This window comes from Mycobacterium sp. (assembly GCF_035314905.1).
In the GTDB taxonomy this organism is placed as follows: domain Bacteria; phylum Actinomycetota; class Actinomycetes; order Mycobacteriales; family Mycobacteriaceae; genus Mycobacterium.
In genome coordinates this window covers 14,859-35,422 of record NZ_DATFYW010000120.1, presented here as the reverse complement: position 1 = coordinate 35,422, position 20,564 = coordinate 14,859, and the positions used below count along the sequence as shown (strand labels likewise).

Genomic DNA, 20,564 nt, shown 5'->3' with positions numbered 1-20,564 from the left:
TTATCCACCAGAACGTCTCCCGCGTGCAGCGAACCCATGTCGGCGGTGACCGGCCAGATGGCATACGGATTGACATCGCCGTTGTCGGGCGTGGTCGACGCGATCATCGTCACCGTGGTCTTGCCCTGCAGAAACGAACCCGCCGCCGGTGCCAGCGTCGTCCGCGCCGCGGCGTCCGCGTCCGAGAACTGTGCGCTGTTGAGTGACTGGGCCTCCTTCGGGTCGATGCCGGCCGGCGCGTGCGACGCGGAGTTGCTGCTACAGCCGGTCAACGCCGCCGCGATGGCTGCTAAAGCCGTCACGGCCGCGCCAATAGTTGACCCCATCCGCCGCTCCCGTACTTCCACGCCCAGGTTCATATATGCCTGCCTCGCCGTTGCCTGCGCCCGCCGTCTCACTTCGAGTCCGCGTCGCGGCCCTTGAGTGTGGTAAGGCTAACCAAATTCACCGAACTCGTCAAAGCTGCTTCCACTGCGGAGTGGGCAGCGGCTGGGCACGCGCTGAATGGCTCAGCCAGGCACTTGCCGGCGGTCACCTCCTGACCCACGGCTACTCGATGCCAGCTCAGATTTGGTTAGCTTACCTAAAACACTAGCCTGTCCTTGTTTTCTGTCCTGCCGAACAAGGGGGCGCCAGTGTGCGAATCAGGCTATGGTTCCGCTGTTCATCGTGAGCGGTGCGGAAACCGGTGACATTCCGGTGCGGTCGCGCCACTGTGTCCAACAGGATTCGGCCCTGAGTCGATGACTGTCGGGAGCCAGACCCTGCCGCTCGCAGACACCCACGATGGGGACGCGCCATCCCCGGAAGGGCGGTCCGGCTCATGCCCGATCCGCATCCTGCACCTTCATCCGCGACGGTGTTTCGCCGTCTTGTCAGCTCCTGGAACCGACGGGATTGGCTCGAGGTCGCGGGGTTGGTCGCAGTCATCGCGCTGCTGCACCTGGTGGGCTTCGGCGCCCTGATCCTGCTCGTCGCCCCGCACCACTACCAGGTCGGTCAACAAGTGTTCGGGATCGGACTCGGAGTCACCGCCTACACGTTCGGGCTGCGCCACGCCTTCGACGCCGATCACATCGCCGCCATCGACAACACGACCCGCAAGCTGATGGCCGACGGCACGAAGCCGAAATCGGTGGGTTTCTGGTTCGCGATGGGTCATTCGACCATGGTGCTTCTGATGGCGGTGCTGGTGATCGCCGGAACGCACGCCGTCAGCACCCTGCTCAACGACGACTCCCCCACCAGAAACGCCCTCGGACTGGCCGGAACCCTGGCCTCGGGTGGATTTCTCTATCTCATCGGCATCATCAACGTCGTCGCGCTGATCGGCATCTGGCGGGTGTTCATTACGCTCCGCAACGGCCGATTCAACGAGCACGACCTGAAAGACGCGCTGGACAACCGCGGATTCCTCGCCCGGATGCTGCGACCGGTCATGAAGCGCATCAACCGGCCGGTCCAGATGTATCCGGTGGGTGTGCTGTTCGGGTTGGGATTCGACACCGCCACCGAGGTGGCGTTGCTCGCCCTGGCGGGGACCGGCGCGGCGGCCGGTCTGCCCTGGTTCGCCGTGCTGGTGCTGCCGGTGTTGTTCGCGGCCGGGATGAGTCTGATGGACACCGCCGACGGGCTGTTCATGACGGTGGCCTATGACTGGGCGTTCGCCAATCCGGTCCGCAAGATCTACTACAACCTGTCCATCACCGGGCTCTCAGTCGCGGTCGCGTTGCTCATCGGGACGATCGAGCTGGTGACCGTGCTACACGACCACCTGGGCTGGATCAACCCGCTGACCGACTGGATAAGCGCGGTCAGCCTCAACAACGTCGGCTTCGCGATCGTGGGTCTCTTCGCCGCCACCTGGCTGTGCGCCGTCACCTATTGGAAACTCGCCGGTGTCGAACAGCGTTGGCAGACAGCACAATCCCGCGATACATCGTAGGGCGCGGGGATCCTCGCGGTCCGACGACGAGCATGACGAGGTTGTCGACGTCGGTGACGGCGAACAGCCCGTCGCGGTGGCAGCGAATGCCATTTCTTCCGACGCAGCGCTCCCCTCGGCGAGCGGAGCCCAGGGTTTCCGGTGGTGCCGGATTCGTGACCAGATCCGCCCGGTTAATCCTGGCGGCATGCGTGCCTCCCAACGGCTGACAACCACAGACACGACCGCGGCAAGTGCCCAGCCAAGCAGGACGTCGAAGACGTAATGCTCGGCTGAGTACACCAAGGTAAAAGCCATCACCGGTACGTAAGCCGTGAGCACCACTCGCCAGGCCCAATGAACTCGGCGCCACAGGAATATCGCCACCATGGCCGACAAGGCAGCGTGCACGGACGGTATTGCCGCCACCTGATTCACGCTGGCCTGTCCCTCATCGATCAGTGCCCGCGCGGCGTTGAGATGCAGGGCCCCCCAACCCCGCATCGAGATTCGCTCGACGAAGTCGTGGGCTCCGCTCTGGCTTACGTGCATGGCGCCCAGAAGCCCCCCGTTGGGAACCCCGGCGGCGGAACGCGACATGCAGTCGGGGTGGGATGGACCGCTGGGGAGCTGGTCGGTGGTGCAGCGGGCGGCGGCCCACGGCGGCGCCGCCGGCACGAGCGCATAGAACGCCAGGGCGATAAACCATATGGAGCCGAATCGCTTGACAAACGGTGGCCAGTCGTCCCTGTTACGCAGCCAGACGATTCCCCCGATCGCATACGGGACGATAAACACCGACATGTAGACGGTGCTGATGACTACCTCCCACCATGGCGGGTAAGGCGCTTTGAGGTGTTCCTGCAACCACACAGTCGGCTCGACACCGAAGAACAACCAGCGATCCACGTCGGGTTGGACTTGCCAGAGAGTGGATGCTCCCAGCAGCGGCGCCGCCCCGCGGCTGAAGTCGTACCCGACGAGAACGACCGCAAACGGAAGCCAGTCGCGGACTACAAGCAGCAGCCGACGCTGGCCGATACTTGCCGCGATCAAACCAGCGAAGATGTACACCATCAACAGCTGCCGATCGAAGGCAACGCCCGATGTCGATGTCCTCCACACCACCGCCGCCGCCCAGAGCCCGACCGCCACGCGCCGGGCCAGGGTCAGTCGACGACGTAGCGCGGGGTTGCTGATCCTCGGCACCACCTCGGCGTTGTCCGGAGGCACCACTTCGCGCGCCCAGTCGCGCACGCGGTGTCGACCCGGATGGGTGCTCATGAGCTGCGGCGGCGTGTCAGGGAAGCAGGTTGCGCGGGAACAGGTTGCCAGGCTGGTTGGGGGGCTGGCTCGCTGTAACGGTCACGGTCTGGGTCGCCGTCTGACTCGGCGTCTGGATTGCCGTTTGAGTATCGATTTGGGTCTGGGTCGACGTCTGGACCACCGTCTGAGTATCGATTTGGGTCTGGGTCGACGTCTGGATTGACGTCTGGATTGCCGTTTGAGTATCGATCTGGGTCTGGGTTGCGGTGACCGTGCTAGGGCCGGCATTGGCTGGTGGTGGCGCCGCAGGCGCGCCACCGGACCCGTGAGCGTGGTGAGAGCCACCCGCGGCGGCCGCGGAGGTCGTCGTCGCGGCGGTCGTGGTGCTGGTGATGGTTGTGGTGGTCGGTGCCTTCGTACCGTTTGAGCCGCACGCCACGGCCAGCGGGCCCATGGCGATAGCGGCGCTCAGCCCGATGACAGCTGACACTCGCCGGCAACTGTTCCACCTGCTTGCCTGGTGCGACGGCTTTTCGGTTTCGACATCGGCGCTCGTCATGGATTCAGGTTCGCTTTCGTCGAAGAGCTACGTTTCTCGCCGGGGTTGGCAATCAGGGACGCTTCGCCCCGGCCGCGGGTGCCAGACCGTCCCTGGGCACCAATCATGGTGAGAGGAAAGCTCGCTGGAAACCTGGACGACACGCCGCGATCGGTATCCCTTCAACGGACTCCCAGCTAACGATCAGCACATCCGTATCTCGGCGGTCCAAACGGACAAGACCACCGCGGTAGTGCCACAACGAGTCTGTGGGAGTTGAGGATGAGCAAGAACATCCGACCCTTACCTGCCCTCGTGCGCTAACCGCGCGGCCAGGTCTATGAAGTCTGTGGCCACGATGTCGAACTCGCCTTGGCGATACACCGGGAGCGGTTTGCCGGCGCCATGTTCGAGCGCCCGCACCCCAAACCGGTCGCACCCCAAACCTTGGGGTTACACCAACGGCGCGACGAAACTCACCGCCTGGTCGATGTACGGCGAGGTCTCGTAGCCGGTGTGGGCAGACGGATTCCGGCCCGGAGAGCAGATCGGGTCACCGTCACCGCACACGTCGATGGCCCTGCCGGCGAAGAGGCCGCTGGTCGACAATGGATTGCCGAACTTGGCCGCCGGATTACCGAAGACCGCGACCGCGACGACGTTGCGGGCGGTGGCGGCGGGTAGCGCGGGCGCCGACCCTATGCTGCCGATTCGGTCCCCCAGCGGCGGCACCCCGGCCAGCATCGAGACCGCCGCGGCACCTTGTGAATACCCGCCGAGCACGATCCGGGTCCCCGGGCATTGCGCTGCCATGTTCGCGATGTGAGCGGTCGCGTCGGCTGCCCCGGCCGCCGCGGCCAGAAAGTTGTAGCTCGCCGGATAATCCACCCCATAGGTGCCGAGCGTGCGAGCGCCCAGCTGAGGCTGGAGCGCGTCCGTCAGGGCCTGGCCCACGCGGCCGATGCCGGGCGGCTCGCTGGTGCCGCGGGCGAAGACGATCTCGACATCGGGACACGGATCGGCTGCTGCCGTCCGGGCGGGGCCGCCGGCGATGGATGCCGCTGCGCCGAGCACGGCAGCCGCGACGGCGGCGAAACGAACGTACACACCGGGCAACGTCACGCGGACATACTCACATAGGCGGGCTAACCACGGCCATCGGGTATCCCCTGGGAGAAAATGTCACTACCTTGTCCAGAGCCTCAGATCCAGGGGCCGGGACAATACCTGCTCGTGCGCAACGGCATTCGCCGCAGGTATCCCAACATCCGGTTTCTACTCAGCCACGCCGAGGGTTCGTCGCTTACGCCTCGCACCGGATGGCCGTCTCGATCATGGGCGTCACCGGTCGCAGCCTCGCCGACAGCCTGGACGACTTCTCCAGCTTCTACTTCGACACCGCGCTGTCCTCCAGCGCCGCGGCGCTGCCGACACTCCTCGCGTTCGCCCGGCCCGGGCACGTCACGTTCGGCTCCGACTGGCCCTTCGCCCCTCTTGCGGCGGCACGGCTTTCGCCGCCGGCCTGGACACCTATCCCAACATGGACACAGACACACGCGGCGCCATCGACCGAACCAACGCTCTCGCGTTGTTCCCCCGACTCGGCACAGCGCCGCCGCCGTCGTTAGGTCCCCCATCGAAGAGGTGCGCCACACCGCAAGCCGGGTGGTGATGCGCGGAGTCGCTCGACTACTCAACACCCGGTGAACCCAGTCTCATAGGTCCAGAACGAGGTCGTCGCGCGGAGTGGCACAGCAGATCAGCACCGTTCCGTCGGGCGGCTCCTCCAACGGCGGCTGAACGTAGGACGCGGTGCCGGCTACGACTCCGGTGACACAGGTGTGGCAGACGCCGCTTCGGCACGAGTACCGGGTGGGAACGTCGCACGCGTCGGCAAGTTCTAGAAGGCTGTGGTAATCCGACGACCAGCTGACGGTGAGTCCGCTGCGGGAGAAGGTGATCACCGGTCCGGTCCCGGGCGCACCGGACGGCGGGTGCGGACGGGTGGGGTGCGGTGCGGCGACGACGCCGGGGTTGATCGCGGCCAACGCGCCGAACATCTCGGTGTGGATACGGCCCGAGCTGATTCCGTTAGCTGTCAGGGCATCTCGCATGGCATCCATGAAGCCGGTCGGGCCGCAGAGGTAGACGGTGGCATCAGCAGGCAGGCCGAGTGCGGCGACTGCTGCCCGGTCGAGGCGGCCATGGGTGACGATGTCCCCGTCGCCGGCGTCGGCCGTGTAGAAGACGCGTTGCCGGGCGTGCGGCAGGGACTCGATCAGCGTCGTGACCTCCGCAGCGAAGGAGTGGGTCTGGGGATCGTGGGCCGTGTGCAGCCACCAGATGGGGCGTTCGCTGTGGGCAGCCGCCAGTGCGTGCAGCATCGCCAGCACCGGTGTGGCGCCGATGCCCGCCGAGAGCAGGACGACAGGACTGTTGTCGTGGGTGAGATAGAAGTCCCCCCGCGGTGCGGCGGCTTCCAGCACCGATCCCGACCTGACATTGGCGTGGAGCCAACCGCTGACCCGGCCATGGTCCTCACGTTTGACGCTGATTCGGTATCGGCCGGCGGCGGGGTCTCCGGAGAGGGAGTAGCTGCGCAGGGCTGTCAGGCCGGCGGGATCGGGGATTTTGATGGTCAGATACTGTCCGGGGCGCGGTGCCGGCAGAGAGGTGTGGTCGTCGGCTTCGAGCTCGATCGACAACACGTTCGCACTTTCTGGGTAGGTAGCGCGGACCCGCAGTGGACGAAATCCGGTCCACCCGGGCTCTACCCCGACGGGCGGGGTCGGTGGCGCGACCGAGCTCTCGACGGCGGCGAGCATGTCACGAAACGACTGCTGCCAGCCCGGGCTCAGCGCCGGAACGTCCACCGCCTTGCGGAGCCGCTGGATGTTGCGGCCGGGCAGATACAGCAGCGCGTCGATGTCGGCGACAGTGAGCTCATGGCGGCCGCGCCGGGTCCGCACCACGGCGTCACCGGCTTCGACGTGTCCTTGTGTGATGACGCGGAAGTAGAAGCCGGGGCGGTGGTGAGCGACCAGCAGATTGGGCATGTCAGGCTCGTTCAGGCGCATCCCGACCCGAAAACAGGTAACGCGCGGCTGGCTCACCTCGAACTCGGCCTCTCCGATGCGATACCGGTCTCCGATGCAGACCTCGTCGTCGCCGAGGCCGCTGACGGTGAAGTTTTCACCGAAGTGGCCCGGCCGGAGGTCGTCTCGGCGCAGGTGGGTCTTCCAGAAGTCATACGACTCGGTCTGATACACCATGACGGCCCGTTGCTCCCCACCGTGTCCGGCAAGGTCGCCTTGGCCGTCGCCGTCGATGTTGAGCCGGCGAACCATGACCCGTCCGGCGACGGGGGTTTTCCAGATCCCCGTATAGACGGTCCTACCCTGCCAGTCCACGTTTTCGGGCAGTCCCACGTTGACCGAGACGAGCGTCCCCACCTGATGCCTCCTTGGAATGTCCTTTCAGCGAAGCAGTTAGGGCAGCGGTGCGCCACCCGTCGGCGCGATCATGGCGTAATGGGCGACGACGGGCTGGACGAGCTCTACGGGGTCAAGCCGGAGGACTTCACCGCGCTGCGCAGCAGGCTTGCGGCGGAGGCCAAAGGGCGCGGCGACGTGGGCGCGTCGAAGGCGATCTCCGCCAGCCGGAAGCCGACGACCGCCGCGTGGGTCGTCAACCGGTTGGCGCTAGAAGACAGACAGGCCAAGCGGCGCCTCGCCGACCTCGGCGAGCGGTTGCGTGCGGCGCACGCCGCGATGGACGGCGACCACATCCGGGAGTTGTCCGCCGAGCAACGCACGCTGATCCACGATCTGGCCCGATCCGCATTCGACAGAGCGGGGCTGAAGGACCCGCCCGCCGCACTGCGCGACGACGTCACCGACACCCTGCAGGCGGCGATCGCCGACCCTGACATCGCGGACCGGCTCGGGCGGCTGGCCAAGGCGCAGCGTTATTCCGGTTTTGGCGAGTTAGGTGACACCGCATCGGTTTTCACCGTCACGAACAGTGCCGAGACCGAAATGGAGCCCACGCCGGCGCGCAAGGCGCAGGTCAAGGACACCGCGCGCGAGAAGGCTGCGGTGGCGGCGGCCGAGAAGGCCAGGGGCGAGGCCGACGATGCACTGTCGGAGAGGAAGGCCGAACTCGACGAGGCCCGGCGGCGGCACGGCGAAGCCCGCCGGGCACTGCGCGACGCCGAACGCAAGCTACATGCCGCCGAAGGCGCCCATGAAAAGGCCGAGAAGGCCCGCCGCGCCGCCGTGGAACGGGTCAAGGAAGCGCAGGCGCGGCTGCGGTCCAACCGGCACTGAATCGTGTCGACCACATCGGGCACGCCTGGTTTTGTAGGTGTGGGTTGGCCGACAACCAACTGTGCCGCGTGGCCCGCACCGCCATCACGCGCCGCTGCCGGCGCCGCGGATGGCTACCGCGCCGGATCGCAGCACGTCGGCCAGCTCGGCGGGCAGGTAGCCCTGCGCGGCCAGCCGGGGCAGCACGCCGCCGCTCGCGATGATGTCGAGGACGAGGTCCGGCAGCATGGGCACCGTCCCCGACGCGCCGGATGTCTCGTTGCGCCAGGTTCCGTCGCCGAGGTCGAACGTGCCGGTGTCGCCGTCGCTGAACAGTGATGTCGCGCCCGGCACGGTCATCGCCGGAAGGCCCGCGTTGACCGCATTGCGGAAGAACAGCGAGTTGAACTCCTCGGCCACCAGCCCGGCAATGCCCAGCTCGGCGAACAATGCGGCGACCGGCCGCGACGAGCCGACGCCGAAGTTCTTGCCCGCCACCACGATGTCGCCCGGTGTCACCTGATCCGTCCAGCCCGGCCGCACCTCGTAGAAGATGTGCCTGGCCGCCTCCGGCGGATCCATCTTGATCGCGAACCCCGGGTACATCGCATCGGTGTCGAGGTCGTCGCCGAACACCCAGACGCGTCCGGTGATGCGCAGGCTCATGCGGTCACGCTCCTCGGGTCGGTGATGTAGCCGGTGACGGCCGAGGCCGCGACGGTGGCCGTCGACGCCATGAAGATCTCCGCCTCGGCGCTACCCATCCGGCCAGTGAAGTTGCGAGTGCTGGAGGTGACGCACACTTCGCCGGGGCCGACGACGCCCATGTGGTAGCCGAAGCAGGCGCCGCAGGTGGCATTCGTGACGACCGCCCCTGCCTCGGCGATGTCCTGCAGGTATCCCCGCCGCATCGCTTCGCGATACACGGCCTGGGAGGCGGGCGTGACCAGCAGCCGGACACCCGGGGCCACGGTCCGGCCGCGCAGCACGCCCGCGGCGATCTCGAGGTCTTCGAGCTGGCCGTTGGCGCATGAACCGATGAAGGCCTGATCCACCTTGCGCCGTTCAAGCTGCGACACCGGCAGCCCGTTGCGGCTGACCGTACCCGGGCGCGCCACGTACGGTTCCAGCGAACTGAGGTCCACGCGGCGGACCTCGCGATAGTGAGCGTCCGGATCAGGCTGTGCCGCGTCGTAATCAGCGACACCGACACCCTGCAGGTAATCGCGCAGCACATCATCGACCTCGAAGGTGGAAAAGTCGGCCGACACCTCGGCGCCCTGTGTCGCGATGGTGCGCCGGTCGTGCATCGCGATCCCGCCGAGCCCGGGTCCGCCATACTCGAGGTTGTGGTTCGTCGCGTCGCCGTACGCGTTGGCGATATGAAGGAAGATGTCCTTTCCGCTGACCACGCCGGGTTTGACACCCTGGAGTTCGTACCGGATCGTCGGCGCGACCTGAAACCAGGTGCTGCCGGTGCACATGATGGAGTACACCTCCGCGGGTCCCAGCCCGCGCGCCGCGTTGTTGTAGGCACCTGCCGCGCAGGTGTGGGAGTCTGTGCAGGCCAATACTTCTCCCGGCCGCGCCAGCCCGTTCTCGGCGATGACTTGATGGCAGATGCCGTGGCGGCCGACGTCGTAGAACCGGGTGATGCCGAAGTCCGCGGCGAACTTGCGCGCCTTCGTGCCGCCCGCCGCATCTTTGATAGTCGGGGCCGGCACGGCGTGGTCCATCACGATCGCGAGCTTGTCGGGATCATGGATGCGGTTCGGCTGCAACCACATAGTCGCGAATTGCAGATCGATCAGCACAGTCATGTCGACCTCGACGACCACGGTGTCGCCAACCGCGACGGTCGGTTGCCCGGCCTTCGCGGCCAGTATCTTCTCGATGATGGTCATCCCCATGAGCGCGCACCCTTCTCGGCATAGCGTCGGTCGATCGCGGCCCACTCGGCCATTCCGACGAGGTTGAAGAAGTCTTCCGGCGAGGCCGGGAGATGCTCGGCGGGATCGCTGCCGACGAGCTCGCACATGGCCTGCAGCGCCCCGAAAGTGGCGCGCGCCAGCGCGTCGCCAGGATGAATCGCGATGGCGTAGCCCAACTCCTGCAGCCGGGCAGCGGACTGCAGGGGGGTGAGGCCGCCGACGACAAGATTGATCAACAACGGCGCGTCGACCTCGCGGGCGATGCGCTCGATCTCGTCGGCGCCCCGAGGGGCCTCGACGAAGATGACGTCGGCGCCGGCCCGTGCGTAGCGATTCGCCCGCGTAATCGCTTCGTCCAGACCGAGCGGGCCGCGCGCATCCGTGCGTGCGATCACGAGAAGATCCTCGTCGGAGCGGGCGTCGAGGGCCGCGGCGAGTGTCTGCTCGAACTCGGCGGCGCCGACGACCTCCTTGCCTTCGAGATGGCCACATCGTTTCGGGAATGCCTGGTCTTCGAGCTGGATGGCCGCGACACCGGCGGCGTCGTATTGACGAACGGTGCGGACCACGTTGATCGGCGCGCCATAGCCGGTATCGGCGTCGGCGATCAGTGGGACGTCGCCCAGCACGCCGACCAGCACGCGGGCGCGCTCGGCCATCTCGGTCTGGGTGACAAGCCCGATGTCGGGCAGCCCGAATCCGGATGCCGCCACACCCGCGCCGGTCAGGTAGGCCGCCGCCTGTCCGGTACGTCGGGCCAGGTGCGCCGAAATGCCGTCGAACACACCGGCTGCCACGATCAGCTCGCCGCGGTCGAGCAGATCGCGCAGGGTCTGGCGCGCAGGTGTCGTCACCATGAGTCCCCTCAATCCAGGGCGCCGGAGACCGGCGCGGCGAGTAGGTCGACGAGGCGACCGACATCGTCGAGATCGTCGAGGCCGAGAACGGCGCGCTCGATTGCCCGGGCACGGTCGGGGCCGGTGACCCGGTCGGCCAGCGCATGGAACTTGGCGACCAGCTCCCCGTTGGCGACGGGGTCCGCCGGCGCGCCGTGCGGCTGGTCGACACGGGCGTGCTCGACGGTGCCGTCCTCCATCGTGACCTGCAGGTCGGTGCGGAAGCGTTGGGTGACGGGCGCATGCGTGCGCGACCCGTCGAGGCGGACATCGGTGCAGTCGATCAGTCTCCAGATGTCGTCGGCGTCGAGCCGTGCCGGGGTGAACTGCTCGGGCAGCACATCGCCATCCAATAGTGCCGCGGCGGTGACGTATCCGATGTTCATCTGCGCGCCGATCGGTGTGAGCGGGCGTTCGGGCCGCCACCAGCCGTGCTTGTAGACGGTATCGCCGACGGTCAGCCGTATCGCGCGGATGTGTCGCGGATCCAGCGTGGGACGCAGCCGGCGGGCCGCATCTATCGCGCCGTGCAGCCCGCCCATCGCGGCGTAGGACTTCACCATGATGATCGAGGTCTCCCATCGGCGGCCGAGCCCGTCGGTCAGTGCGGCCGGGTCGGGGTCGTGGCCCTCGCCGAAAACGCTGAGGAATCCGCCGTAATCGCGTTCGAAGACCCGCTTGATACCGGTGTAGCCGTGGGCGGCGAGCCCGGCGGCGTAAAGGCCATTGCGGGCCGCGAACCCGTGCTGCATGCGCTTGCTCATCGCTTCGTATTGGGCGGCCATCAGTCCCGATGACTGTGTGGCCGCGAGTCCGAGCGCGTCTTCCAGCTGGGCCGGGGGGAGAGCGCGCAGCTTGCCCGCCGCCATCGCGGCGGAGTGCGTGCCGAACACCGGCCCGGAATGCCAACCGCGGTCGAGCATTTGGGCGCCGTGCAACGTGTAGCCGACGCGGGGTCCGACCTCGAAGCCGGTGATTGCCGCGAGCAGGAGGTCAGCGCCCGGGGTGCCCGACGGCGCCGTCGACAGCAGTGCGGGCAGCACCAGCGAGCAACTGTGGAGTGGGGCAAGGGGATGGAAGTCATCGAGTTCGAAGCCCTGGATGTAGGTGCTGTTGAGCAGCGTCGCGGCGGGCGCGGCTGCGGTGCGTCCAGTACCGATGACCGCGGTGCCACCGGCCCCGTCAATGTCTAGGACGGCTTCGGTGGCCACCCGTGACCACGGAAGCTGTGAGCCGATCAGCGCGCAGCCCAGGCCGTCGAGGATGAGGTGCTTGGCGCGGTCGACGACGTTGGTGGGGACGTCGTCGAGGGTGAGGCCGTGGACCCAGGTGGCCAACGCGCCGGTGGGTCCGGCCGGATCGGTGGCGGGGGCGACGACGTCGGCCGATGAAATAGTCATGTTGTTTTGGCGGCGTTCTCCTGGTCGACCACCGCGACCTTCTTGCCGCGGCTGGTCAACTCATGGGTGGCGACCAGGCCGGCCAGCCCGCCGCCGATCACGATGACGTCTGCGTCCATCGATGAGAGTCCTCCAAGAGCGGATCGGGCGGTAAGGCGCAAACCTACAGTCTGCCCGGCGGCGGTGACCGGTCAGTGGCCGGCGCCCCCGGAGTTCTCGCCTCGGTTGACTCGTTTGACGAACAGCGCGAGGACCGTGCCGAGGGCGGCGGCTGCGGCGGCGACGACCATCGACGTGTGCAGCCCGAACATGAAGGCGCTGTGGCTGCCGTTGGCGACCGCTGTCGACAGCGGTGTCGGCATTCCCGGGATGGTCGGCGCCACACCCTGGGCCACAAGCTCTTTGGCGGCGGACAGCTTCGCGGCGATCGGCGCGGGCGTGCCCGCGTTGGTGAGCTCACCGACCAGCACCGAGCCGACGCGACTGCTGAGCACCGAGCCGAGGATCGTTGTGCCGAGCACCCCGCCGAGCTGCACCGCGGTGCTTTGCAAGCCCCCGGCCACCCCGGCGTCGTCGACGCCGGCGTTGCCCACGATCGCGTCCGAACTCGCCGTCAGAACCAGGCCGATGCCGGCGCCGAGCAGGACGAACGCCGGCCACAGCGCGTGGTAGCCGGAGTCGGCCCGCAGGCAGGTCATCGAGAACAGCGCCGCGGCCACGGCCGCGAGCCCGGCAACCATCGACGGACGGGGCCCGAACTTCTCGGTGAGAAGCCCGCTGAGCGGTGCCGTCACCATCAACGTCAAGCTCAGCGGCAACGTGCGCACACCGGCCTCGATCGGGCTGAAACCCTGGACGTTCTGCAGGTAGAGCGTCATGAAGAACAACGCACCGAACAGGGCGAAGAAATTGATCACGACGACCGCGGTGCCGATCGACAGCGATCGATCAGCGAACAGGCGCATCGGCAGCAGCGGTTCGGTGGCGCGCAGCTCGATCAGCACGAATGCCGCAACCGCGGCGAGGCCGACCAGGATGAACCCGAGCGTCCGCCCGGCCAGCCATCCCCAGTTCTGCGCCTTGATCAAGCCGAACACGATCAGGAACAGGCCACCGCTGAGTGTCGCGATGCCGGGGATGTCGAGGCGCGGGTCGGCGCCGCTGCGGCTTTCCGCGATCGCGAGCCCGCCGATCAGCAGCGCGGCCGCCGCGATCGGCGCGTTGATATAGAAGACCGATTGCCAGCTGACGTGCTCGACCAGCAGCCCACCGACGATCGGGCCGGCCGCGATCGACACGCCGGACGCCGCGCCCCAGATACCGACGGCGGCGTTCAGCTTTTCCGGCGGAAACGTGCTGCGCACGATCGCCAGCGTGCTCGGCATCAGCAGGGCCCCGAAAACGCCCTGCAGTGTGCGCAACGCGATGACACCGGCGACCGTCCCGATCACGCCGATGCCCACCGAGGTCGCCGCGAACCCGGCGACACCAACGAAGAACATCTGTCGACGGCCGAACCGGTCGCCCAGCTTCCCGCCGAAGATCAGCAGCGACGCGAGCGCCAGCATGTAGGCATCGGTGATCCACTGCAGATCGGCCAGCGATGCGTGCAGATCGGCGCCGATGCGGGGGTTGGCGATGGCGACGACGGATGCGTCCAGGCCGACCATGATCACGCCGATCGACACGGCCGCCAACGTCCACCACGGGTTGCCGCGGATCGCGCTCGGACTGGTGAGCCGGTGCCGGCCGCTCGCCGACGTCGGCGGGCTTGTCGTGATGAGCGCCATGTTTGCTCCATTCTATATGTGGAGGATTACTACCACTTACTCCTCTCGAACATACGCAAATGTGGATGCACTCCTCCACTTGTGGAGGTAGTCTGGAGCTGTGATTTCAAGCGCAGCGCCGCGCGAAAAGGGAGCCAGGCCACTTCGCGCCGACGCCAAACTGAACCGCGACCGGATCCTGGCCGCCGCCGCCAAGTTGTTCGCCGAGCGGGGGCTCTCCGTGCCGCTGGAGGAAATCGCAGACTGCGCCGGGGTGGGTGTGGCGACGCTGTATCGGCGCTTCCCGACCCGCGCCGATCTGGCGGCGGCGGCATTCGAGCGCAGCATCTCCCGCTACACCGAGGCCGTCGACCGCGCACTGGCCAATCCACGACCCTGGGACGGGTTCCGGGCGTTGATCTTCGACCTTTGCGAACTGCAAGCCAACGACGCCGGCATGCGAGATCTGCTGACCACCGCATTTCCCAGCAGCCCGGAGATCGAGGAACGCACCAAAGCGGCCGTCGAGAAGGTCAAGGTCCTGATCACACGGGCGCAGGAGGACGGCAGCCTGCGGCCCGACGTGGTCATGGCCGACCTGGTCGTGATGCTGCTCGCCAACGCGGGCGTGCTGAAGGCCACGGGCAACGCCGCTCCCGACGCGTGGCGCCGCTTCGCGGCGCTGATGGTGGACAGTTTCCGGGCACAGCCGGACGCGCCGCTGCCGCCGGCGCCACACGAGCAGCAACTGCGCCGCTCGATCGCACTGCTGACCGGGGAGCGCAACACTTAGCTGTCGGCAATCGGTCGGCGCCTGTTCGCGTCGACGTAACCGTCGGCCAGCCCCAGGTCGGGCAACCTGTGGGCAGGCCGACGAGGGGACGACCGTCATGACCGTCGCGGAACTGACACCGACACCAGGCGTCACGGGTGCCGCGTCGTCCGGCGCAGACGTCGCCCTGGAGTTCGGCGGACGCTTCCGATTCGGCATCGACCAATGGGCATACGTTCCGTTCGACGTACCCCCCGGGGTGCGACGCATCCGGGTAAGCACCTCGCACGATCGGTTCTCACTTTTCGGTGTTGCCCGAAATGTCCTTGATCTGGGCATCTTCGGCCCTGCCGGTCATGATCTCGGAAACACCAGCGGGTTCCGGGGCTGGTCCGGTGGCGCCCGCAGCGGCTTCACGGTGTCAGCAGGCGACGCGACGCCCGGCTACCTCGCCGGCCCGATCGATCCGGGCCGGTGGGCGCTTGCCCTCGGCCCGGTGGTGCTCAATCCGCTGGGCATGGGATGGCAGGCGCGAATCGTGCTGGAACACGGCGCGGCAGCGCGGAGCTGGACTCCAGCCGCGCGGCCTGCGCACGGCGTGTCCCCACGTGGCCCGGGCTGGTACCGCGGCGACCTGCACCTGCACACCGTCCACTCCGATGGCCGCCACGAAGTCGCTGACCTGGCCGCCGCCGCGCACGCCGCCGGGCTGGACTTCATCGTGTCCACCGACCACAACACCAACGCCGCCAACCGCGAATGGCAGACCTCGGATACCGACGGGCTTCTGGTCGTGGCGGGCGAAGAGGTCACCACCCGGCACGGGCACTGGCTGGCCGTCGGGTTGCCGGCCGCGGGGTGGGTCGACTGGCGTTATGCGCCAACGGATGACGTGTTTTCCCGCTACGCCTCGCAGGTATGCAGTGACGGCGGCATCGTGGTCGCCGCGCATCCGGCGGTGCCGATGCCGGGCTCCGCGTGGGAGTTCGGTTATCAGGGCGTCGACGCCGTCGAGGTGTGGAACGGCAGGTGGAACGTCGACGACGAAGTCTCGCTGCGGATCTGGCACCGGCTTCTGCGGCAGGGCCGACGCGTGGCCGCCGTCGGCGGCAGCGACTCCCACGGCCCGCACCAACCGGTCGGAAGGCCGCAGACCGTCGTGCACGCCGACGAATTGTCGACGTCCGCGCTTGTCGAGGCGCTGCGCGGCGGCCGCTCCTACATCGCCGAGTCATGCGCTGTGACCGTGGATCTGACCGCCTCGTGTGCCGACGGCGGCGAGACTTCGACCGCCGGCCCGGGGCAGACCCTGGCGGCGCCGCCCGACGGGGCAGTCACCGTCTGCGCCGCGGTGAGCGGCGCGCCGGGCAGCCGCCTCGCGCTCATCACCGGCTCCGGCTGCGTCGGCACCGCCAACGTCGACGGGTCGGGCACGGGCCGCCTCGTGTGGACCACCGCCGGCGCCGCAGCGCGGTTCGCCCGCGTGGAGGTGCGGCGGCCGGCGCGCGGCGGCATCCGCTCGATGGTTGCGCTGACCAATCCCGTTTGGCTCGGCCCCTAGCGCGCGGAGCGCTCGCCGGGAATCCTGTGAGCAGGGCCGGATCAGGAGCGCGATGTTCGATAAGCCGTTCGGGCGCCGCACGCTGTTGCGTGGTGCCGGTGTGCTCGGCGCCGCGTCGTTCGTCCCGTGGGCGTCGGCCTGCACCGGCGCCGACAGCGATGCGCTGACCTTCTTCTTCCAGGCCAATCCCGAAGAGGCCGACGCGCGGATGCGCATCATCGGCGAGTTCAGCCGCAGGCATCCCGACATCCGGTTGCGGACAGTATTGTCCGGGCCCGACCCGATGCAGCAGATGTCCACTTTCTGCGCGGGCGGCAGATGTCCTGATGTGCTGATGGCGTGGGAATTGACCTACGCCGGGCTCGCGGATCGCGGCGTACTGCTGAACCTGGACAGCATGCTGTCGCAGGACCGAAGCTTCGCGGCGCATCTGAAGGCCGACAGCATCGCGTCGCTGTACGAGACGTTCACCTTCAACGGCGGCCAGTACGCCTTCCCGGAACAGTGGTCCGGAAACTTCCTGTTCTACAACAAGCGGCTGTTCGCCGACGCCGCCGTCGATCCGCCGCCCGGCCGGTGGGACCAGCCATGGAGTTTCGCCCAGTTCCTCGACGCCGCCCGCGCGCTGACCAAACGTGACCGATCCGGCAAGGTGACCCAGTGGGGCTTCGTCGACACGTGGGTTCCCGCCTACTCGGCCGGATTGTTCGGGATGAACAACGGCGTCGCGTGGTGCGCTCCGCGGATGAATCCCGCGCATTTGCACTTCGATGACGGCGCGTTCATCGACGGCATCCAGTTCTACGCGGACCTGGCCGTCAAGCACCGCGTCGCACCCACCGCGATCGATGCGCAGTCCATCTCGACCATGGACCTGTTCTCGGCCGGCAAGGCGGCGATGGCGATGGGCGGCCACTGGCGATATCAAACCTTCGTGCGCGCCCAGGATCTGGACTTCGACATCACCGTCCTGCCGGTCGGCCCGGAAGGTCAGCGCGCGCAATCCGATATCGGCACAACCGGTCTGGCCATTGCGGCGAGCAGCCCCCGCAAGGAGCAGGCGTGGGAGTTCGTAAAGTTCGCGACAGGACCGGTCGGGCAGGCCATGATCGGGGCATCCGGGCTTTTCGTGCCGGTGCTGCGCTCCGCGATCCACTCCGCCGGTTTCACCGACGCCCACAGCAGGATCCGCAATCTGAGTGTGCTCACCGACGGGCCCGACCATTCGGGCTACCTGCCGGTCACCCCGGCATGGGAGAAGATCAACGCCCTGATCGACCGCGCCTTCGGGCCGGTTCTGCGGGGTAGTCGGCCGGCCACGTCGCTGGAGACCGGACTGGCCCGCGACATCGACAAGGTGCTGCGCAACCCATGACGTCAAGCAGACGGCGCGCGTGGGCGGGACGCCTGTTCGTAGCCCCGAATCTTGCCGCGCTCGCCGTGTTCATGCTCTTCCCGCTCGGCTTCTCGCTGTACATGAGCGTTCAGAAATGGGATTTGTTCACCCCCGCGAGATTCGTCGGCGCGGCGAATTACCACCGCCTGCTCACCGCGGATCCGCTGTTTGTGATCGCGCTGCGCAACAGCGTGGTGTTCACGGTCGGGACAATCGTGCCGACGGTGCTGATCAGCCTGGGCGTGGCCGGCATTCTGAACCGGAAGCTCAAGGGCATCAGCATCTTTCGTACTGTCATCTTCTTGCCGCTGGCCGTGTCGTCGGTTGTGATGGCGGTCGTGTGGCAGTTCGTGTTCAACGTCAACGACGGCCTGCTCAACACCCTGCTCGGGTGGATCGGGATAGGTCCGGTCCCGTGGCTGATCGATCCGAGATGGGCGATGGTGTCGCTGTGCACGGTCAGTGTGTACAAGAGCGTGCCGTTCGCCACCGTCGTGTTGCTGGCCGCGATGCAGGGTGTTCCGGAAACGCTCTACGAGGCGGCGAAGATCGACGGGGCCGGAGAGATACGACGGTTCTTCCTCATCACGGTGCCGCTGATCCGCGGGGCTTTGTCGTTCGTGGTGGTCATCTCGATCATCAACGCATTCCAGGCTTTCGACCTGGTCTATGTCCTCACCGGCGGGAACGGCGGACCCGAGACCGGGACCTACGTTCTGGGCATCATGCTCTTCCAGCACGCGTTCGCGTTCCTTGACTTCGGCTACGCGTCGGCGTTGGCGTGGGTGATGTTCGCGATCCTGCTCGTGGTAACGGTGCTGCAACTGCGGTTCGCGCGCCGCATCGCCCTGGAGGATTGATGTCCGGACTGACCGAACGGGTGATCAAGGCCAACGCCGTGCGGGCGTGCGCGCTGTATGCGGCGATGATCGTCATCGCGTGGTGCGCGTTGTTCCCGATCCTGTGGGCACTGTCGGGGTCGTTGAAGAACGAAGCCGAGGTAAGTGAGCCCTCGCTGCTCCCCGCACGCCCGCACTGGTCCAACTACGGCGAGGTGTTCTCGTTGATGCCGTTCTGGCGGATGTTACTGAACACAGTGCTGTACGCCGGATGCGTCACGGTCGGTCAGGTGTTCTTCTGCTCGCTGGCCGGATATGCCTTCGCGCGGTTGAAGTTCCGGGGGCGCGACACGATCTTCGTTCTGTACCTGGCCACGCTGATGGTACCGCTGACCGTGACCGTCATTCCGCAATTCGTTCTGATGCGTGTTTTCGGATGGACCGACACCCCGTGGGCAATGATCATCCCCGGGCTGTTCGGCAGCGCGTTCGGCACCTACCTCATGCGCCAGTTCTTCCTCACGCTGCCAACGGATCTCGAGGAGGCGGCGATCCTCGACGGCTGTTCGCCGTGGCAGATCTACTGGCGGATTCTGCTGCCCCACACCAAACCTGCCGTCGTGGTGCTCGCGGTGCTGACATGGGTGAACGTGTGGAATGACTTCTTGTGGCCGCTGGTGATAATTCAGCGCAAAGGCATCGCCACGCTGACACTGGGACTGGTATGGATGCAGGGACAGTACGTATCGAGGTGGCCTGTGCTGATGGCGGCATCGATCCTCATCCTGCTCCCGCTGCTGGCCGTATACGCGGTCGCTCAGCGGGCCTTTCTGCGCGGCATCACCGTCACCGGGTTCGGCGGCCGGTAACCATGGCATCGGTGAGCTTCGAGCAGGCGACGCGGCGTTACCCGGCAACCGACCGGCCGGCGGTGGATCGCCTGGACCTCACCGTCGGTGACGGCGAGCTGCTCGTGCTGGTGGGTCCGTCGGGGTGCGGCAAGTCGACGGCGCTGCGCATGGTCGCCGGGCTGGAGCCGGTGGATTCCGGGCGCATCCGCATCGGTGGACGCGACGTCACGCATGCCGACCCCAAGGACCGCGACACCGCGATGGTCTTCCAGAACTACGCGCTCTATCCGCACATGACCGTCGCGCAGAACATGGGCTTCGCGTTGAAGATCGCCAGACTGCCCAGGGCACAGATGCGCGACCGGGTGCTGGAGGCCGCGCGGCTGCTGGACCTGCAGCCGTACCTGGACCGCAAACCCAAAGACCTCTCCGGTGGCCAACGTCAGCGCGTCGCGATGGGACGGGCGATCGTGCGCCATCCGCAGGTCTTCCTGATGGACGAGCCGCTGTCCAACCTCGACGCCAAGCTGCGGGTGGAGACCCGCAACGAGATCGCGGCGCTGCAGCGACGGCTGGGCACCACGACCGTCTACGTCACCCACGACCAGGTTGAGGCCATGACCATGGGCAGCCGGGTTGCGGTTCTGAACTACGGCGTGCTCCAACAGTGCGCGCCGCCCCGGGAGCTCTACCGCGATCCCGCCAACGTGTTCGTGGCCGGGTTCATCGGTTCACCGGCGATGAACCTGCTCACCCTGCCCATCCGCGACCACTCGGTGGCGCTCGGCGACTGGCTGGTCGCGGTGCCGCGCGATGTCTCCGACAACGCCGGGGAGGTGGTCGTCGGCATTCGGCCCGAGCATTTCGAGGTGGGTGCCCTGGGGGTGGAGATCGAGGTCGACGTCGTCGAAGAGCTCGGCGCCGACACCTACCTGTACGGCCGAATCACCGGCGCGGACGGTGCGGTCGGTCAACGCGTGGTCGCCCGCGCAGGGTGGCGTGACCCGCCGACGCGCGGCAGCCGCGTACGGCTGCGACCCGAGGCGGACCACGTCCACTTCTTCGCGACCGACGGCCGGCGCATGCAGTGATCGGTCCCCGGACCACGGGGCAT

17 protein-coding genes, 3 pseudogenes and 1 riboswitch are annotated in these 20,564 nt (G+C 67.3%); of the genes and pseudogenes, 9 read left to right on the top strand and 11 right to left on the bottom strand.

What is annotated here, in order from left to right; all coding sequences use genetic code 11:
* Positions 1–302 (bottom strand): hypothetical protein (locus VKG81_RS10160; protein ID WP_324395791.1); only part of this gene is annotated, 302 nt, incomplete at its 3' end.
* Between the two features lie 333 nt (positions 303–635).
* Positions 636–752: riboswitch (cobalamin riboswitch) on the top strand.
* 71 nt (positions 753–823) lie between these two features.
* Between VKG81_RS10160 and VKG81_RS10155 the strand changes: the two genes are divergently transcribed.
* Positions 824–1,945 (top strand): HoxN/HupN/NixA family nickel/cobalt transporter, encoded by a 1,122-nt coding sequence (locus tag VKG81_RS10155; RefSeq protein ID WP_414685218.1) that lies wholly within the window; start codon positions 824–826, stop codon positions 1,943–1,945.
* 192 nt (positions 1,946–2,137) lie between these two features.
* Here the strand turns inward: VKG81_RS10155 and VKG81_RS10150 are convergent.
* The 3 genes and pseudogenes from VKG81_RS10150 to VKG81_RS10140 form a co-directional block, all read right to left on the bottom strand.
* Positions 2,138–3,208: pseudogene (locus tag VKG81_RS10150) on the bottom strand (phosphatase PAP2 family protein); the annotation flags it as partial.
* A 16-nt stretch (positions 3,209–3,224) separates the two neighbouring features.
* A complete protein-coding gene (locus tag VKG81_RS10145; RefSeq protein WP_324395789.1) occupies positions 3,225–3,749 on the bottom strand; it encodes a hypothetical protein in 525 nt (174 codons plus the stop codon).
* A 432-nt stretch (positions 3,750–4,181) separates the two neighbouring features.
* The gene (locus tag VKG81_RS10140) at positions 4,182–4,844 is read right to left on the bottom strand and encodes a cutinase family protein (RefSeq protein WP_414685220.1); all 663 of its coding nucleotides are present in this window, start codon (positions 4,842–4,844) and stop codon (positions 4,182–4,184) included.
* Positions 4,845–4,952: 108 nt separating this feature from the next.
* Between VKG81_RS10140 and VKG81_RS10135 the strand changes: the two are divergent.
* Positions 4,953–5,435: pseudogene (locus VKG81_RS10135) on the top strand (amidohydrolase family protein); the annotation flags it as partial.
* Between the two features lie 8 nt (positions 5,436–5,443).
* Here VKG81_RS10135 and VKG81_RS10130 read toward each other — a convergent pair.
* Positions 5,444–7,180, bottom strand: a complete 1,737-nt coding sequence (locus VKG81_RS10130) for an MOSC and FAD-binding oxidoreductase domain-containing protein (RefSeq protein WP_324395787.1) — start codon at positions 7,178–7,180, stop codon at positions 5,444–5,446.
* 78 nt (positions 7,181–7,258) lie between these two features.
* Between VKG81_RS10130 and VKG81_RS10125 the strand changes: the two genes are divergently transcribed.
* Positions 7,259–8,056, top strand: coding sequence for a hypothetical protein (locus VKG81_RS10125; RefSeq protein WP_324395786.1), 798 nt, complete (start codon positions 7,259–7,261; stop codon positions 8,054–8,056).
* A gap of 84 nt (positions 8,057–8,140) precedes the next feature.
* On the opposite strand, the gene VKG81_RS10120 is transcribed toward VKG81_RS10125, so the two are convergent.
* From VKG81_RS10120 to VKG81_RS10095, 6 genes and pseudogenes are all read right to left on the bottom strand, one after another.
* Entirely contained in the window at positions 8,141–8,689 is a 549-nt protein-coding gene (locus tag VKG81_RS10120) for a 3-isopropylmalate dehydratase (RefSeq protein WP_324395794.1), read from the bottom strand.
* An 8-nt stretch (positions 8,690–8,697) separates the two neighbouring features.
* Positions 8,698–9,945: an aconitase/3-isopropylmalate dehydratase large subunit family protein gene (locus VKG81_RS10115; protein ID WP_324395785.1), complete on the bottom strand. Its 1,248-nt coding sequence runs from the start codon at positions 9,943–9,945 to the stop codon at positions 8,698–8,700.
* Positions 9,936–10,823, bottom strand: a complete 888-nt coding sequence (locus VKG81_RS10110; protein ID WP_324395784.1) for an isocitrate lyase/PEP mutase family protein — start codon at positions 10,821–10,823, stop codon at positions 9,936–9,938. Before VKG81_RS10110 ends, VKG81_RS10115 begins: the two co-directional genes overlap by 10 nt.
* 8 nt (positions 10,824–10,831) lie before the next feature.
* Positions 10,832–12,262: an MmgE/PrpD family protein gene (locus tag VKG81_RS10105; protein ID WP_324395783.1), complete on the bottom strand. Its 1,431-nt coding sequence runs from the start codon at positions 12,260–12,262 to the stop codon at positions 10,832–10,834.
* Positions 12,263–12,270: 8 nt separating this feature from the next.
* Positions 12,271–12,381 (bottom strand): annotated as a pseudogene (locus VKG81_RS10100) (FAD-dependent oxidoreductase); the annotation flags it as partial.
* A gap of 72 nt (positions 12,382–12,453) precedes the next feature.
* Positions 12,454–14,052 carry an MFS transporter gene (locus VKG81_RS10095; protein ID WP_324395782.1) on the bottom strand — a complete coding sequence of 533 codons (1,599 nt, stop codon included), beginning with the start codon at positions 14,050–14,052 and terminating at the stop codon, positions 12,454–12,456.
* 100 nt (positions 14,053–14,152) lie between these two features.
* On the opposite strand from VKG81_RS10095, the gene VKG81_RS10090 reads away from it, so the two are divergent.
* The 6 genes from VKG81_RS10090 (at position 14,153) to VKG81_RS10065 (ending at position 20,541) form a co-directional block, all read left to right on the top strand.
* Positions 14,153–14,824: a helix-turn-helix domain-containing protein gene (locus tag VKG81_RS10090; RefSeq protein ID WP_324395781.1), complete on the top strand. Its 672-nt coding sequence runs from the start codon at positions 14,153–14,155 to the stop codon at positions 14,822–14,824.
* A gap of 97 nt (positions 14,825–14,921) precedes the next feature.
* On the top strand, positions 14,922–16,364 hold the full coding sequence (locus tag VKG81_RS10085; RefSeq protein WP_324395780.1) for a CehA/McbA family metallohydrolase: 1,443 nt from the start codon (positions 14,922–14,924) through the stop codon (positions 16,362–16,364).
* A gap of 52 nt (positions 16,365–16,416) precedes the next feature.
* Positions 16,417–17,739, top strand: a complete 1,323-nt coding sequence (locus VKG81_RS10080; RefSeq protein WP_324395779.1) for a sugar ABC transporter substrate-binding protein — start codon at positions 16,417–16,419, stop codon at positions 17,737–17,739.
* Positions 17,736–18,620 (top strand): sugar ABC transporter permease, encoded by an 885-nt coding sequence (locus VKG81_RS10075; RefSeq protein ID WP_324395778.1) that lies wholly within the window; start codon positions 17,736–17,738, stop codon positions 18,618–18,620. Before VKG81_RS10080 ends, VKG81_RS10075 begins: the two co-directional genes overlap by 4 nt.
* Positions 18,620–19,468: a carbohydrate ABC transporter permease gene (locus VKG81_RS10070; protein WP_324395777.1), complete on the top strand. Its 849-nt coding sequence runs from the start codon at positions 18,620–18,622 to the stop codon at positions 19,466–19,468. Before VKG81_RS10075 ends, VKG81_RS10070 begins: the two co-directional genes overlap by 1 nt.
* Positions 19,469–19,470: 2 nt before the next feature.
* Complete coding sequence (locus VKG81_RS10065) at positions 19,471–20,541, top strand: sn-glycerol-3-phosphate ABC transporter ATP-binding protein UgpC (protein ID WP_324395776.1); 1,071 nt, start codon at positions 19,471–19,473, stop codon at positions 20,539–20,541.
* The last annotated feature ends 23 nt before the right edge of the window (positions 20,542–20,564 follow it).